Source organism: Arthrobacter sp. Bi26, from assembly GCF_918697925.1.
Classification (GTDB): Bacteria; Actinomycetota; Actinomycetes; order Actinomycetales; family Micrococcaceae; genus Arthrobacter.
Genome location: NZ_CAKKMF010000029.1, coordinates 16,279 through 30,782, shown reverse-complemented (window position 1 = coordinate 30,782; position 14,504 = coordinate 16,279). Strand labels below are relative to the sequence as shown.

Here is a 14,504-nt window from a genome sequence, read left to right as displayed (position 1 = left end):
AAGGCCCCACACCGGAGCCGGCCACAAAGCGGGGACTCCGGGATTGCCAGCGAACGCACAGGGAAATCTCGCTGTGCGCCCAAGATCGGCCATTACCTTGGAAAGTGCCTCAACAGGTGCGAGTGATGATAGTCGGTTCCCCCGGAGCCGGCGGTGCGCCGGGCGATTGGCAGCAGAGTTCCCCCAAGTCCTGCTCCAGTCGCCCGGCGCTACACATTTAACCGGCATTGACCCGCCCGCATCAGGCCCGGGTGGGCCCGCTTCTAACCGGCTCCGTCCCCGCCGAACGCCGGGCTGCGGAGCTTGCCCTCGAGGAACCGGCGTTCCGCGGCGCTTCCGGCCAGCCCCAGGGCCCGCCTGTAACCTTCGGCGGCCTCCGGATAGCGGTCCAGGCGCACCAGGAAGTCGGCGCGGACGGCGTGGAAGAGGTAGTAGTTCTCCAGACCCAGGCCCTCCACCGCGGCCAGCGCGGCAACCGGCCCGCGCAGTTCGGCAAGTGCGACGGCGCGGTTCAGCGCCACGACGGGTCCGGGCGCGACGGCCAGGAGCTGGTCATACAACTGCAGGATCTGCGCCCAGTCGGTCTCCGCGGCGGTCGTGGCGACGCTGTGGACGGCGTTGATCGCCGCCTGGAGCTGATACGGCCCAGGACGGTTCCGCCGCAGGCAGCGGCGCACCAGCTCCTGGCCTTCGGCGGCCCCGGCGCTGTCCCAGCGCCCCCTGTCCTGGACCGCGAGCAGCACGAGTCCGCCGTCGGGGGCGAACCTGGCAGCGCGGCGGGACTCAATGAGCAGCATCAGTGCCAGCAGTCCCGCCGCTTCCGGCTCGTCCGGCATGAGGGACACCAACAGCCTGCCCAGCCGGATGGCTTCAGTGCAGAGCTCCGCACGGGCCGGGCTGTCGGCGGGGCCGGCGGTGTAGCCCTCGTTGAAGATCAGGTAGACGACCGCAAGCACCGGTTGCAGCCGTTCGGGCAGTTCGGCTCCCTGCGGGACACGGTACGGGATTTTGGCATCCCGGATTTTTGCCTTCGCCCGGACCAGCCGCTGTGCCATGGTCGCCTCCGGCACCAGGAAGGCCCGGGCGATCTCCGCCGTCGTCAATCCACCCAGAAGCCGCAACGTGAGCGCCACTTGGGCAGATCTGGCCAGGGCGGGGTGGCAACAGGTGAAAATCAGCCGCAACGTGTCGTCGTCCACGTCCTCGACTCCTGACTGTTCCGCCAGGAACTGCTCTTCAGCAGCCGGTGAAGGTCCGGCCCCTGACCGCGCCGCCGCCAGCCAGGCTGCCTGCGCATGCTTGTCCTCCCGGGAGGCCTCCCTCCGCAGCCGGTCGATCGCCCGGTGCCGCGCCGTCGTGATGATCCAGCCGGCCGGGCTGGGCGGGACGCCTGCCGAGGGCCAGTGCTGGAGCGCCGCAGCAAAAGCATCCTGGACGGCGTCCTCGGCAATATCGATGTTCCCGAACGTACGCGTCAGGACGGCTACGGCGCGGCCGTATTCGAGCCGGAACACGCGGGCAATGTCCGCCTCGGTCGCGCCGTCAGTTGCGCCGTCGGTTGCGCCGGTGTCGCCCACAGCAGCCCCCTCTCGGCCGGCGGCTAGTGCTGGAAGGGACGGACTTCAACGGGAAGCGTGGTGGCGCCGGCCAGCTTCCGTGCCCAGCCAAGGGCTGCGTCTAGGTCCTCGGCCTCGATCACGGTAAATCCGCCGAGATGCTCTTTGCCTTCGGTGAATGGCCCGTCGGTCACGAGGATCTCGCCGTCACTGGGCCGGAGGACGGTCGCGGACTCTGCCGGGTGGAGTCCCGCGGCGAACACCCAGGCCCCGGCCGCCTGCATTTCATGGTTCAGGGCCGCCAGATCACGCATGATCGGTTCGAGGAACTCAGGGTCCGGGGCAGGGCCGTCCGGTTGGTAAATGCTGAGCAGGTACTGCGTCATTTCGGGTGCCTCCTTGTCGAATCAGCCGGCGGCGTGCCGGCCTCTCAGCAATTACACGATCGAGGTCCCTGCGGATCGACATCGTTGCGGCCGGGGCGGTTTCAGAAAGCTTTTTCCGGCGACAGGAGCCGCGCCGGAGGTTGCTCTGCCACGTGCGGCGCGGGATCGACCGGTCCCTCAAATACCAACTGGTCCAGGCGGCGGAGGATGAGTCCCTCACGCAGGGCCCACGGGCAGGTCACCATGCTGTCGAACTTGAACATCTCAAGGGCGGCTTCCGCGACGAGGGCGCCGGCGAGGACCTGCGGCGCGCGGGCCTCGGAGACGCCGGGCAGGTGGAGCCTGTCCCCTATCTCCATGGCCGAGATCCGCTGCGCCCAGAGCCCCAGGTCGAGGGCCAGCAGCTCCCGCTTGACGTAGGGTCCGGCGGCGCTCGGGGCGGCACCGGCGATCCTGGCGAGGGACCGGAAAGTTTTGGACGTGCCCGCCACGAGGTTGGGCGGGCCCAGCTTCTCGAATTTACGCACCGCGGGTTTGAGTGTGGAGCGGATGTAGCGGCGCAGCTCCTTGATGCTCTTGGCCGAGGGCGGGTTCTCGGGCAGCCAGTCACGCGTCAGCCGGCTGGCGCCGAGCGGAACGGACATCGCCAGCTCGGGCAGCTCGTCCTGGCCGAGGGCCATCTCGAAGGAGCCGCCGCCGATATCGAGGTTCAGGATGGGCCCGGCGCCCCAGCCGTACCAGCGCCGGACGGCGAAGAACGTCATGGATGCCTCCTCGCTGCCGCTGAGCTCACGGAGGGTGACGGTGGTTTCATGTTTGACGCGGGCCAGGACGTCAGCACCGTTGGTGGCCTCGCGGATGGCCGAGGTGCAGAACGCGAGGAGGTCGTCGGCTTTGTGCTTGGCCGCGAATTCCCACGCCTCAAGGACAAATTCGACGAGTTCATGCTGCCCCTCGTCGTTGATGTTGCCGTCGTCGTCGAGGTACTGCACGAGCGACAGCCGCCGCTTGTGCGAGGCGTAGGGGACCGGACGGGCGCCCGGATGGGCGTCAACCAGCAGCAAATGGACAGTGTTGGACCCGATGTCGAGGACGCCTAGACGCATGCTGCCATTATTCCCCCCACGGTGCGGCTGGCCTAGCTGCGACGGCGGTATTCGCGAAGAATACCGCCGTCGCCATCGCGGGCTTAGGCCGGGTCGCCGTTCTGCGCCGGCCGGTCCACGGGCCCGTCAGCGGGCTGGGCCGCGGTTCCGTCAGCGGGCTCCTCCGTAGGCTTGAAGTCGCGGCGGATGTTGGCCACGCCCTCCGGGTCGATTTCAAAGCCGTAGGCGGCCCCGGGGTTGATCACCATGCCGAGCTCTGCGCCGAGGTTACCGATGATCGCGGCGCCCTGCGTGCCCAGCACGTTCGGGGCGGCGGCGAGATACTGCTCGGTGACGCGGCTCGGGTGTGAGAAGACGGCCAGGACGGGCTTGCCGGAGGAGTTCGCGAGGACCAGCGGCTCCACCTGCGAGTCGGGGCCTTCCAGGGCGTCGGAGCTGACCACGTAGACCTCGTTGTTGAGGAAGGCGAGGATCACGTCCACCGGGTTGGCGTCCGGCTGCTCCCCCCGGGCAAGCTGCTCCTCGAGTTCGTTCAGCGGCTGGTTGTCCAGGTGTGCGGGCTGTTCAGTCATATTCCTACTCGATCACGTTGCGCCCCGGTCCGCAAACGCGAAATCGCCGGAAACGCGCGGATTCGCCGGTATTTTCCGGCGAATCCGCGCGTTTCCGGCGATTTCGGTGGGCTGGCCTACTTCTTGGCCGGGGCCTTCCGGGCGGGCGCCTTGCGGGCCGTCGTCGTGCGCTTGACCGGGCCCTTGGCCCGCTTTTCGGCCAGGAGTTCGACGGCCTGTTCCCTGGTCAACTCCTCGACCGAGGTGCTGCGCGGCACGGTGATGTTGGTGATGCCGTCGGTGATATACGGGCCGAACCGGCCCTCCTTCACCACGATGTTCTTCTCCGAGACCGGGTCCGGTCCGAATTCGGCCAGCGGGGGCACGGCGGCACGGGCGCCGCGCTGCTTGGGCTGCGAGTAAATCTCCAGCGCCGCCTCGAGCGTGATCGTGAAGATCTCCTCTTCGGAGCCGATCGAGCGGGAGTCCGTGCCCTTCTTCAGGTACGGGCCGAAGCGGCCGTTCTGCACCGTGATCGGGTTGCCGTCGGCGTCCTGGCCGAGCACGCGGGGCAGGCTCATGAGCTGCAGGGCCTCGTCCAGCGTGATCGTGTCCACGCCCATGGACGCGAACAGGGATCCGGTGCGCGGCTTGGCCTTGACGGGCTTCTTCGCCGGCTTGGGCTTGCCGTTCTTGTAGTACTCAACGGGCTGGTTGGCCAGCTGTTCCTCGGTCATCTCGGGGATGATCTCGGTGACGTAGGCGCCGTAGCGGCCGTTCTTGGCCACGATGGTGTGCCCGGTGTGCGGGTCCGCGCCGAGGACGCGCTCCTCTGGGGCGGCGGTCTCCATGAGTTCAACGGCCTTGGCGGCGGTGAGTTCATCCGGGGCCAGGTCCTCCGGGACGTTGGCGCGGGCCGCTTCAACCACTTCGCCGGTCTCGGGGTCCACCGTCGCGGTGGAGCTTTCCAGGTACGGGCCGAACTTGCCGACCCGGAGTGTGATCGCGTCCGTGATGGGGATGGAGTTGATCTCGCGGGCATCGATCTCACCGAGGTTGTTCACGATGCTCAGCAGGCCGGGCTCGGAGTCCTCACCGAAATAGAAGTGCTTGAGCCAGGCGGGTCCGGCCGCCTGGCCGTTGGCGATCTTGTCCAGGTCGGCTTCCATGTCGGCGGTGAACTCGTAGTCCACATAGTCATGGAAGTGCTGCTCAAGGAGCCGGATCACCGAGAACGCGATCCAGCTCGGGACCAGCGCGGAGCCCTGCTTCCGGACATAGCCGCGGTCCTGGATCGTGGAGATGGTGGAGGCATAGGTCGACGGGCGGCCGATGCCCTTCTTTTCCAGCTCCGCGGTCAGCGAGGCTTCGGTGTAGCGCGGCGGCGGCGAGGTCTCGTGGCCGACGGCGACAATATCGGTCGCGGTGAGCGCGTCGTTCTTAGCCACGTTGGGCAGCCGGCGTGCTTCCTCGGACTCGTCATCGCCGCGGCTTTCGTCCTTGCCTTCTTCGTAGGCGGCGAGGAAGCCGGGGAAGGTGATGACGGTGCCCGACGCCGAGAATTCGGCGTCGCGGCGATCGGCCGGGTTGCCAACAGTCACGGCGCCGAGGCGGATCGTGGCTGTGGATCCCTTGGCATCAGCCATCTGCGAGGCGACCGTGCGCTTCCAGATGAGCTCGTAGAGCCGGAATTCGTCGCCCGAGAGCTGCTTGGCCACCTGGGCCGGCGTGCGGAAGGAGTCACCGGCGGGTCGGATGGCCTCGTGGGCTTCCTGTGCGTTCGCTGCCTTGCCGCTGTAGACCCGCGGCGACTGCGGCACGTACTCCGGGCCGTACAGCTCGGAGGCCTGGCGCCGGGCGGCCGTGATGGCCTCGTTGCTCAGCGCGGACGAGTCCGTACGCATATAGGTGATGTAGCCGTTTTCGTAGAGGCGCTGGGCCACCTGCATCGTGCTCTTCGAGGAGAAGCGCAGCTTGCGGCCGGCCTCCTGCTGCAGGGTGGAGGTGGTGAACGGCGCGGCCGGGCGGCGGGTGTACGGCTTGGTGTCGACGGAGCGGACGCGGAATTCGGCGTCCTGCAGCCCCGCCGCGAGCGAGGCGGCGAGTTCCTCGTTGAGGTGGACGGCGTTGCGCGAGGTGAGCTCGCCGTTGTCGTTGAAGTCCCGGCCGCTGGCGACCTTGGCGCCGTCGACGGCGGCGAGTTTGGCTTTGAAGGAGCCGGAACCGGCGCCGAACTGGCCGGTGAGGTCCCAGTAGGAGGCGGCCTTGAAGGCCATCCGCTCGCGTTCGCGGTCCACCACCATGCGGGTGACGACAGACTGCACGCGGCCGGCGGAGAGGCCGCGGGCCACCTTGCGCCAGAGCACAGGGGAGATCTCATAGCCGTAGAGCCGGTCCAGGACGCGCCGGGTCTCCTGGGCATCCACCAGGTCCTGGTCGACGTCGCGCAGGTTGTCCATGGCGCGGTGGATGGCTTCCTTGGTGATTTCGCCGAAGGTCATCCGGTAGACGGGAACCTTGGGCTTGAGCACTTCCAGCAGGTGCCACGCGATGGCCTCGCCCTCGCGGTCCCCATCGGTTGCGAGATAGAGAGCGTCGGCATCTTTGAGCTGGGCCTTGAGCTCGGCAACCTTTTTCTTCTTGTCCGAGGACACCACGTAGTAGGGCTTGAAGTCGTTGTCAATGTCGACGGCGAACTTGCCCAGCGGGGTCTTCTTCAGTTCCGCGGGGAGCTCCGAGGGCTGCGGAAGGTCGCGGATGTGACCGATGGAGGCCTCCACGATGAAGCCTTCGCCGAGGTACTTGGCGATGGTTTTGCTCTTGGCGGGAGACTCCACAATCACGAGTTTCTTGCCGGTTTTGGCCTTGCTTGGCACGGTGCTCCTACAGAAAAAGGTGGCTCGGGCAGATGCGCCCATACCCGCCTAGTTCACCATATTTTGCAGAATCCCGCGCATCCGGCCGGAAATGGCGGCCCGGCGGAGGGGGGTTCCGGCCGCAATATGACCGCGTGTCCGGCGGCCTGTGACGACGCTCCGGCTGCAAGATCCGGCGGTGCCGGCGGCGGGCTCAGGCCTTGCCGGTGGCCAGTCCGCGGTCGTCCGGAATCATCGACCACATCGTGGCCATGCGTTCGGCGCCCTCGGGCACGTGGTCCGGATCTTCGAGTTCGTAGTCTCGCAGGAGGTCGAAGACCCGCCGCGTCAGTTCGGCCCGCTGGTCCGGCGTCAGATACAACAGGTTGCTGGCAAGGACCACCGAGGACGGACCGTCGGCGGTGTCGCCGTTCTCGCGGCGGGCGTTGCGGGCCTGGGCGTACGCACGGGCCCGGCGGCGGTAGGCGTCGAGCTCGAGGTCCAGGACGGCGAGTTCCGGGCTGGCCACTCCCCCCAGCGAGTGGATGGTGAAATCGGTGCCGGCGGCCTTCCAGCGCCGCTCCCGGGCGTCCCCGGCGGTGGCTGCGGGAACCACGATGCCCCACTTCTGCAGTGCCCGCAGGTGGTAGCTCATGGCGCTGGGAGTCAGGCCGGTCTGCGCGGCAAGCTCGGTGGCCGTCCGGCTCGCCTGGGTGGAATACAGTTCGGAAATGACCTCCAGCCGGGCGGCGTGGGCCAGGGCCCGGATCGCCTTCGGGTCAGTGATTTCCACTTGCTTCTCCGGACGGTGCCGGCGCCTGGCGGCCGGCGGAGCCGTGGACTCCGCCGACGGGGTTTCTGCGTTCACTCCTCCAGTGTATCCAGCCTCTCCAAACTATGAAAGAAATGCTTGACATCTATTCCAGGCCCGCGCTACTTTCCTATTTATGAAACAAACACTTCATAAATCGTCCACTTCCGCAGCAACGGCGCAGCCCCTGTGGCGCAACCGCGACTTCCTGCTCGCCGGCACCGCCCGGTTCGTGGCAACGGCGGGGATGGGCGCCGTCGTCGTCAGCGTCATGCTGCACCTGCAAAACGCTGCCGCCGCCGGCGAAACGCCTGTCGCCGGGCCCTGGCTGGTCGCCGGGTACCTGCTGTGCTCGGCGCTGCCGCTGGTTCTGCTGGCCCCGTGGGCCGGCCGGCTCGCCGACACCATGGATTCCCGCACCTTGGCGACGGCTAGCTCCGCCGTCAGCGCCGCCGCCGTAGCCGGCATGGGGCTGGGCATGCAGTACCTGGAGAACTATCTGCCTGTGCTGTTTGCCATGACGTTCCTGCTCGACGCGGCGCAGGCTGTGGCCGGACCCACCTGGCAGGCCCTGCTGCCGCGGATCGTCGGCGAGGACCGCACCCCGCGCGCCATGGGCACCATGCAGGCGACCATCATGATCGCGGGCATGGCCGGTCCCGCCGCGGGCGGCCTGCTCAGCGGCTGGGGCGGGACCGGACTGGTCTTCGCCGTGGCCAGCGGCTGCTACGTCGCCATGGGGCTGGGCGCCCTGCTGATCCGGACCCGCCGCGGCACGGCAGCCGAACGGGCCGGCAAGGCGAAGCCCGCGCTGCTCGACGGACTGCGCCTGATCCGACAGGACAGCCTGGTCTGGGCCCTGGTCCTGGGTGCGATGTTCTTCATCGTCGTCGGCGAGGCCACCAACGTGCTCGAGGTGTTCCTGGCCCGCGACGAACTTGGCGCCACCGAGACGCAGTACGGCCTCCTGTCCGCAGCCTTCGGTCTTGGCATGGCGGCCGGGGCGGCGATGGCCGGGAGGATCACGGCGCCCCGGGTCCGGCTGCGCGTGCTGCTGGCCTCCATGGCCGCAGCCTCGGCCTTCCTGGTCCTGACGGGGGTGGTCCCCAGCGTGGAACTGCTCTTTGTGGCCTACACGGGGACGGGGGTGGCCTGCGGCGTCCTCAACGCCTGTTTCGGGGCCATCGCGATCCTGCGGATTCCGGAAAGCGGGCGCGGCCAGGCGATGGCGATCGTCGGCGGGATGACGCGCGCCGTTTCCATTGGCGCGCTGGCTCTGGGCGGGCTCATGGGCGCCCTGGTTCCGGTGCGCGCCAGCTTCGTGCTCACCGGGGCGGCCGGGGTGCTGGTGGCCCTGGCCCTGACCGCGTACGTGCTGCCGCGGTTTGGCCGGGAGGACGCCGGCGAATCCGCGGCGGCGAAAGCGGTGGCGGCGGCTCAGGCGGCGGCTGAGGCGGCGGACGCCGTCTCAGCCGGGCAGCAGGAAGCCGTCGCGAACCAGGTTCCCCACTTCCTCGAGGAGGCCAGCGCGGAACTGCGTGGCGTCAAACCCCTCGTAGCCTCCCAGCAGCGCCTCGAGGGCGCCGATGATCTGCCCGACGGACAGGTCGCCATCGCACGCTGAGACGAAGCCTGCCAGTTCCGTACTGAGCAGGTTGGTGCGGCGCAGCCCGGCACCCTGCCGCAGCAGGATGACGCCGGGGTGTTCCGCCCCCGGGCGCTGGTGCCGTTCTTCGGTGACGTCCTCGGCGACCAGCAGGTGGGCGGCAGCCAGATCATGGGCGGCCAGCCAGTCGGCGCGTTCGACGGCGGCGCCCAGGTGCGGCCCCACCGGCTGTTCGATCGGGTACGTGATCTCCTCGAAGCGGGAAAGCACCCGCCCGGCGCCGTCGGCGGGCCGCCGCAGCCAAATCATGCCAAAGCCGATCCCGGCCACATTGCGCGAGGCGAAGTCATCGAGGTAGGCCGCGTAAGAGTCCTGGTAGAGCCGGCGGTCGCGGTTTTCCGAGGCGTCCTGCAGCCAGGTCTCGGCATACTGCTCCGGGCCCACCTGCTCGCGCTGGATGAACCAGACGTCGGCGGCCGGGCTGGCCCAGCTTTGGGGCCGCTCGGTCCAGCCGGCACCCGCCGTGATCTCCCAGTTGCCCAAGAGCTGGGCCGTTCCGCCCGGGGCAAGGACAGAGGGCAGTGCGCGGACCAGTGACGACACAATCTCGTCCCCCGGCAGGCCGCCGTCGCGATACGTGAACTGGTCCGTGGCGGCCTCGCCGAGGCTGCGCGGCGTAATGACGAACGGCGGGTTGGACACCACCAGTTCGAACTCCTCCTCCGCGACCGGTTCCAGCAGCGACCCCAGCCTCAGGCTGACGCGGGCGTCGAGGTCGGCCGGGTCCAGGTGCAGCGGGTCGGCGTTGAGCAGAAGGTTGAACCGGGTGAACGCCAGTGCGCGTTCGGAAATGTCCGTGGCGGTCACATGCTCGGCATGGTGCAGCAGGTGAAAGGTCTGGATGCCGCAGCCTGTGCCGAGATCGAGGGCCCTGGCAACATGGCGGCGGGCGGTGACCTGGACCAGGGTGGTGGAGGCCTGCCCGATCCCCAGGACGTGGTCGTGGCGGAGAACGCCTGCGCGCTGGTGGGCGGCGAGGTCGCTGGCCACCCAGAGGTCTGCTCCGCCATCACCGGCACCGTCCTCCCCCACGGTCGGGTCCCAGCCGTAGGGCCTCAGGTCCACCTTCGCCTGGACCAGGTCCCCGCCCGACGGCTCCACGAGGCCGAGTTCCATCAGCCCCTCCGTGCGGATGCCGGGAAGGGCGGCGTCGAGGGTCTGCGCGCGCTGCGGCTCGGACAGGAGCCAGAGACGCACGACGCCGGCGAGCGCCGCCGTCGCCGGCTCCCCGAGGGAGCGCCCGGTGACGATCAGTGCAGGGATGAGCTGGTCCCGGCCGAGGGCGGAGTGCGCAGCCTCGCCGAGCAGCTCCGCAACCCCGTCCACGGTGTAGCCAACGGCGCGCAGGTCCCCGGCCAGGGCCTCGAGGCGGCCTGGGAGGTCGCTCCGCGGGGCGTCCGGAGTGTTTCCGGCTGTGAAGGGGGTTGAGGGAGCCGGGGTTGAGGGAGCCTGGGTTGAACGGGCCGGCGTTGAGGGAGCCGGCGCGGCGGGGCCTTGCGCTGAGGAAGTCACCGGACAAGTTTAGTCCCGGGGTTGGTTCCGTGATTGGTTCCGGGATTGGTTCCGGGCAGTGCGGGTCCGGCTAGAGCTCGGTCTCAGCATAGATTTTCAGGGCGTCCCGGACAAAGGCCGCTCCGTCGGCACCGCCGTAGTTCGCGGCGAACCGGGGGTCGGCCACATACATCTCGCCGAGTCCCGTCACGTACCCCCTAATGTCCGGACCTGCCCCGTTGTTGCCACCTGTGGGGCCGCCTGCGGCAGGTGACGCCGCCGGGGTGCCGGGGATACCCCGCAGCCATTCGACGTGGCGCCGGGCCAGGTCCTGCGCCTGAGGGCTGTCAGCCAGGACCCCCGACTGCGCAGCGGCCGTCCAGTCGGCGCCAAGCTTCCGGGACTGCTCCGTCCAGGCAGCCTTCTCCTCGGCCCCCATGCCGCGCCACCAGGTGTCCGACGTCGCATAGGCATCCTTGCCCCACCGCTGCTGGACTTCCTCCTGGTACTTGGTGTGGTCGAAACCGTCGAACATTTCCTCCGCCATGATCTTTCCTCCCGTTTGCAATGCCTCAATGGTGTGACGGACCGAAGCAATCTGCCGCCCCAGCCTGCCCTGTTCCTGCTGCAGCCATGCCAGATGCCGGCGCAGTGCATGCTCAGCGTCCGACTCGTTGCCGAGCACCTCTGCGATCGCCGGCAACCCGAGCCCCAACTCGCGCAGGAGCAGGATCCGCTGCAGGCGGACCAGGGACTCCTGGCCGTAATACCGGTAGCCGTTATTGCCGGTACGGCTGGGCCTGAGCAGGCCAATGTTGTCGTAGTGACGCAAAGTCCGGCCGGTGGTGCCGGCCAATTTCGCGATCTGCTGAACGGACCAGTCCATGCCTCCACCTTCCTGTTCCCTCGGGCCTGTTCCCTCTGGCCTGTTCCCACTAACTTCGGGTGTGCTGTTGCCGTGCCGACCGGCGTCAGCCGGCCCGTCCTACGACTCTAAACTTTGACGCAACGTCAAAGTCAAGGGTCCGCGGGAGAAGGCGCCTGGAAGGTCCGTGCGGCCGGACGCGAGCCTGCGGGACGGTAAGTTTGAGGCATGGTTTCCCCTTCCTCCCACGCCCCGGCTTCCCGGCCGCTCCGGCGGACGCTCACAGGTGCGGCTGCCGCCGTCGTCGTACTGGCCGCGACGGCATGTTCCCCGACCGGTTCGGTTGAGAGCGCCGACGTCCCGGCGTGGAAGGCCACCGCTCTGCCCCCGGTCCCCGGGACGGTGCTGGAGGATGCCGGCAAAATCCTGAACCGGAATCCGATCGTCCGGGCCGCTTCCGGCGTGCCCGCCGGCACCTACACCCTGACCATGACGTGCGACGGCGGCGGCAAGGCGTTCTTCGCCGTGAGCCTGGACGGCAGCCAGCTGGCCGAAGCAGGAGCCGCCTGTAACGGCAGCCGCGAAACCGCCCGCATCAAGGTGCCCACCGCGGGAGAGGTCACGCTCAGCACGTCCAGTGTGGATGCCCCGCTCATCTACGCCTACCACCTGGCAGCATCCGAGTAAGAACGGCCCGCAGCCTGGGCCCCGGGGTCCGGCCCAGTGCCCCTCTGATGGGCCGGGCCGACCCGGTCCTTTGGCCTCTGGCGTTTGATCCGAGGCAGCCCTAATCTCAGGGTATGCCAACTGTGCCGGCCAGCAGGGTGCCGCGACGGCGCACCCCGGCGGCCGCCGTGGTGCTCTCAGTTGCGGTGTTTCTCGGGGCGGTCCTGTCCGGCTGCGAATACGAATACAGCGCCGACCACTGGGACGATGATTCGCCCACCGCTGCCGCGCCGCCGAGCACTGACGCCGCCCTGCCCCGGGACCCCCACCTCAACGAGCCGGTGTCGGGCGCGGAGCTGGACGCCTGGGTCCATGACGTGCTGCCCGACGCCGCGGGGCAGGTCTTCCATACGGGTTTCGGGACGCTGGAGGCCGACGAGGAGCGGATAGAGAGCACCACCCTGCTGCCCCAGGGCACCTACGCCCTGACCCTGGCTTGCCGGAGCACCCGCCGGGTGTCCTTTTCCATCGAGAACGGTGAGGACGAACTCGTGGACCTGAGTCTCCGGTGCGGGACGACCAGGGTAAACGTGGTGCATCTGGCCGCAGCTGCCTCGCTCTCGATCAAAGTCGATGCGAACGGACCGGCGAACTTCGCCTACCGGGTGAGCCGCATCTGAGCGTTCCCCGCCGGCCAAAAGCCCGGATCGTGCCCTAGGCCGCGCAGCCTTCGGGGCATCGCAGGGTTTCGGGGCTGGCGGCGCACTCGGCGCAATAGAGCGTCAAGGTCCGGCACTCCGGATTCGAGCAGTTTTCGAATTTGCTCGTGGGCGCCGAACAGCGGGTGCACTCGCCGATGGTCTTGGCGTCCCCGCTGAACTCGAGGTGCATGCGCTTGTCGAACACGTACAGGGAGCCTTCCCACAGGCCCTGGTCCTTGAAGGCCTCGCCGTAGCGGACGATGCCGCCGTCGAGCTGGTAGACCTCCTTGAACCCGCGGTTCACCATGAGGCTCGAGAGCACTTCGCAGCGGATGCCTCCGGTGCAGTAGGTGACAACAGGCTTGTCCTTGAGGGCGTCGTATTTGCCCGAGTCGAGTTCTTTGATGAAGTCATGGGTAGTGGCGACGTCGGGGACCACCGCGTCTTTGAACTTGCCGATCTGGGCCTCGAAGCCGTTGCGGCCGTCGAAGAACACCACCTCGTCGCCCTGCTGCTTCTTGGCTTCAATGAGTTCGTGCAGTTCCTCGGGCTTGAGGTGCGTTCCGCCGCCCACCACTCCGCCGGCGTCGACTTTGAGCTCGCCCGGGGCGCCGAAGGATACGATCTCGTCCCGCACCTTCACGCTGAGCCGCGGGAAGTCTGCCGCACCGCCGTCGGACCACTTCACGTCGATGTCGTGGAATCCCCTGTACTCCCGCGTGGCCTTGACATACTGCTTCACGGCATTCAGTTCTCCGCCGACCGTGGCGTTGATGCCGTCCTTGGAAAGGATGATGCGGCCGGTTAGCCCGAGTTTTTCGCACAGGGCCCGCTGCCAGAGCCGGACGGCGTCCGGGTCAGCGAGGGGGGTGAATCCGTAAAAGAGCACAATCCTGTTCAAAGCCACGCTTTTAAGGGTACTGGCTGGAACGGGGGGGCCGGGCGACAGTCACAATTGGATAAGCAAGCGGCCTTCCCCCGACCCGGCCACTGTTGCTTGCGGCACGGCTGGAATACGCTCATCACATGAGTCTTGACGCCATGGTTGAAGACACCACCCACCTGCTGGAAGTCTGGGTTGCCGGATGGGCCGGCTGCCGCGGATATGAGACGCGCAGGGAGGGACGGTTCCCCGCGGCCTTTCGCGCGGACACCACCCACGAATGGGAATACTTCGCCTACGATCCCTCCGATGAGGAGTTCGCGGCGCTAGCAGCGAAGGCAGCTGAAGTTCCGGCCAGAGTCCTCACGATCCTCACCAACGATGTGGCCCGGTACACATTCCTGGGACAGCGGCACGGCATCCACGTCACCTCGGCTTCCCAGACCATGATGATCGTGGACATGGAGACTCAGGATTCGGAAGACCCCTGGCTTTCGGACGATGACCTCAAGCTTGCGACGTCCCGGACGGACGGAGTCCACCACGCGGTGGTCAGCGCAGGCGAGGAGGTCGCAGCCAGCGGACGCGTTTTCGTGGTGGGACACACCGCCATCTTCGACAACATCGTGACTTCACCGGCGTACCAGCGGCGGGGGCTGGGCAGCTTCATCATGAAGGCTCTGGCGGCCCAGGCGTTCGAACACGACGTCGACTCCGGGCTGCTACTCGCCTCGCTGGACGGCCAAAAGCTCTATTCCCACCTCGGCTGGCGCATGGTGTGCCACGTCCTGATGTTGTCGACGTCGGACGAAGGGGCGGACCTGTCCGTCGGTTGAGGCGCTGCCCGCGTTTGCCGCCCGGGAACGGGCGCCCGGGGCAATCTGCCGTCCGCTGGGCGCCCCTGCGTGCTTTCCGTGTGGCCGGACGCCGAACCGAAGCCGCAGTGGCTGCCGGGCGGGCGATTTGA

General features: G+C 68.0%; 12 protein-coding genes and 1 pseudogene. 4 read left to right on the top strand and 9 right to left on the bottom strand.

From position 1 onward, the window contains the following. Window positions 1-263: 263 nt before the first annotated feature. From LQV16_RS09915 to LQV16_RS09890, 6 genes are all read right to left on the bottom strand, one after another. Window positions 264-1,577 carry an RNA polymerase sigma factor gene (locus LQV16_RS09915; protein ID WP_229993721.1) on the bottom strand — a complete coding sequence of 438 codons (1,314 nt, stop codon included), beginning with the start codon at window positions 1,575-1,577 and terminating at the stop codon, window positions 264-266. A 23-nt stretch (window positions 1,578-1,600) separates the two neighbouring features. Next, window positions 1,601-1,942 carry a YciI family protein gene (locus tag LQV16_RS09910; RefSeq protein ID WP_229993720.1) on the bottom strand — a complete coding sequence of 114 codons (342 nt, stop codon included), beginning with the start codon at window positions 1,940-1,942 and terminating at the stop codon, window positions 1,601-1,603. A gap of 101 nt (window positions 1,943-2,043) precedes the next feature. Then, entirely contained in the window at window positions 2,044-3,048 is a 1,005-nt protein-coding gene (locus LQV16_RS09905; RefSeq protein WP_229993719.1) for a Ppx/GppA phosphatase family protein, read from the bottom strand. Between the two features lie 83 nt (window positions 3,049-3,131). After that, the gene (locus LQV16_RS09900) at window positions 3,132-3,620 is read right to left on the bottom strand and encodes an SseB family protein (RefSeq protein WP_229993718.1); all 489 of its coding nucleotides are present in this window, start codon (window positions 3,618-3,620) and stop codon (window positions 3,132-3,134) included. 116 nt (window positions 3,621-3,736) lie between these two features. Then, entirely contained in the window at window positions 3,737-6,475 is a 2,739-nt protein-coding gene (gene topA / locus LQV16_RS09895) for a type I DNA topoisomerase (RefSeq protein ID WP_229993717.1), read from the bottom strand. Window positions 6,476-6,668: 193 nt separating this feature from the next. Next, window positions 6,669-7,322, bottom strand: coding sequence for a winged helix-turn-helix domain-containing protein (locus LQV16_RS09890; protein ID WP_229993716.1), 654 nt, complete (start codon window positions 7,320-7,322; stop codon window positions 6,669-6,671). 79 nt (window positions 7,323-7,401) lie between these two features. Between LQV16_RS09890 and LQV16_RS09885 the strand changes: the two are divergent. Further along, window positions 7,402-8,664, top strand: a pseudogene (locus LQV16_RS09885) (MFS transporter); the annotation flags it as partial. 69 nt (window positions 8,665-8,733) lie between these two features. Here LQV16_RS09885 and LQV16_RS09880 read toward each other — a convergent pair. Then, window positions 8,734-10,290 (bottom strand): methyltransferase, encoded by a 1,557-nt coding sequence (locus LQV16_RS09880; RefSeq protein ID WP_229993742.1) that lies wholly within the window; start codon window positions 10,288-10,290, stop codon window positions 8,734-8,736. A gap of 223 nt (window positions 10,291-10,513) precedes the next feature. Further along, on the bottom strand, window positions 10,514-11,308 hold the full coding sequence (locus LQV16_RS09875) for a MerR family transcriptional regulator (RefSeq protein ID WP_229993715.1): 795 nt from the start codon (window positions 11,306-11,308) through the stop codon (window positions 10,514-10,516). 207 nt (window positions 11,309-11,515) lie between these two features. Between LQV16_RS09875 and LQV16_RS09870 the strand changes: the two genes are divergently transcribed. Together LQV16_RS09870 and LQV16_RS09865 are read left to right on the top strand one after the other, a co-directional pair. Further along, on the top strand, window positions 11,516-11,974 hold the full coding sequence (locus LQV16_RS09870) for a hypothetical protein (protein ID WP_229993714.1): 459 nt from the start codon (window positions 11,516-11,518) through the stop codon (window positions 11,972-11,974). A 113-nt stretch (window positions 11,975-12,087) separates the two neighbouring features. Further along, entirely contained in the window at window positions 12,088-12,633 is a 546-nt protein-coding gene (locus tag LQV16_RS09865; protein WP_229993713.1) for a DUF6023 family protein, read from the top strand. A 34-nt stretch (window positions 12,634-12,667) separates the two neighbouring features. On the opposite strand, the gene LQV16_RS09860 is transcribed toward LQV16_RS09865, so the two are convergent. Continuing rightward, window positions 12,668-13,561 carry a rhodanese-related sulfurtransferase gene (locus tag LQV16_RS09860; protein ID WP_229993712.1) on the bottom strand — a complete coding sequence of 298 codons (894 nt, stop codon included), beginning with the start codon at window positions 13,559-13,561 and terminating at the stop codon, window positions 12,668-12,670. A 119-nt stretch (window positions 13,562-13,680) separates the two neighbouring features. Here LQV16_RS09860 and LQV16_RS09855 point away from each other — a divergent pair, with 119 nt between their 5' ends. Next, a complete protein-coding gene (locus LQV16_RS09855; RefSeq protein WP_229993711.1) occupies window positions 13,681-14,373 on the top strand; it encodes a GNAT family N-acetyltransferase in 693 nt (230 codons plus the stop codon). The last annotated feature ends 131 nt before the right edge of the window (window positions 14,374-14,504 follow it).

Bases quoted from the DNA above. Each gene is read 5' to 3' on its own strand.
- LQV16_RS09870 (WP_229993714.1), top strand. From the start codon at position 11,516: ATGGTTTCCCCTTCCTCCCACGCCCCGGCTTCCCGGCCGCTCCGGCGG.
- LQV16_RS09855 (WP_229993711.1), top strand. From the start codon at position 13,681: ATGAGTCTTGACGCCATGGTTGAAGACACCACCCACCTGCTGGAAGTC.
- LQV16_RS09900 (WP_229993718.1), bottom strand. From the start codon at position 3,620: ATGACTGAACAGCCCGCACACCTGGACAACCAGCCGCTGAACGAACTC.
- LQV16_RS09865 (WP_229993713.1), top strand. From the start codon at position 12,088: ATGCCAACTGTGCCGGCCAGCAGGGTGCCGCGACGGCGCACCCCGGCG.
- LQV16_RS09875 (WP_229993715.1), bottom strand. From the start codon at position 11,308: ATGGACTGGTCCGTTCAGCAGATCGCGAAATTGGCCGGCACCACCGGC.
- LQV16_RS09905 (WP_229993719.1), bottom strand. From the start codon at position 3,048: ATGCGTCTAGGCGTCCTCGACATCGGGTCCAACACTGTCCATTTGCTG.
- LQV16_RS09910 (WP_229993720.1), bottom strand. From the start codon at position 1,942: ATGACGCAGTACCTGCTCAGCATTTACCAACCGGACGGCCCTGCCCCG.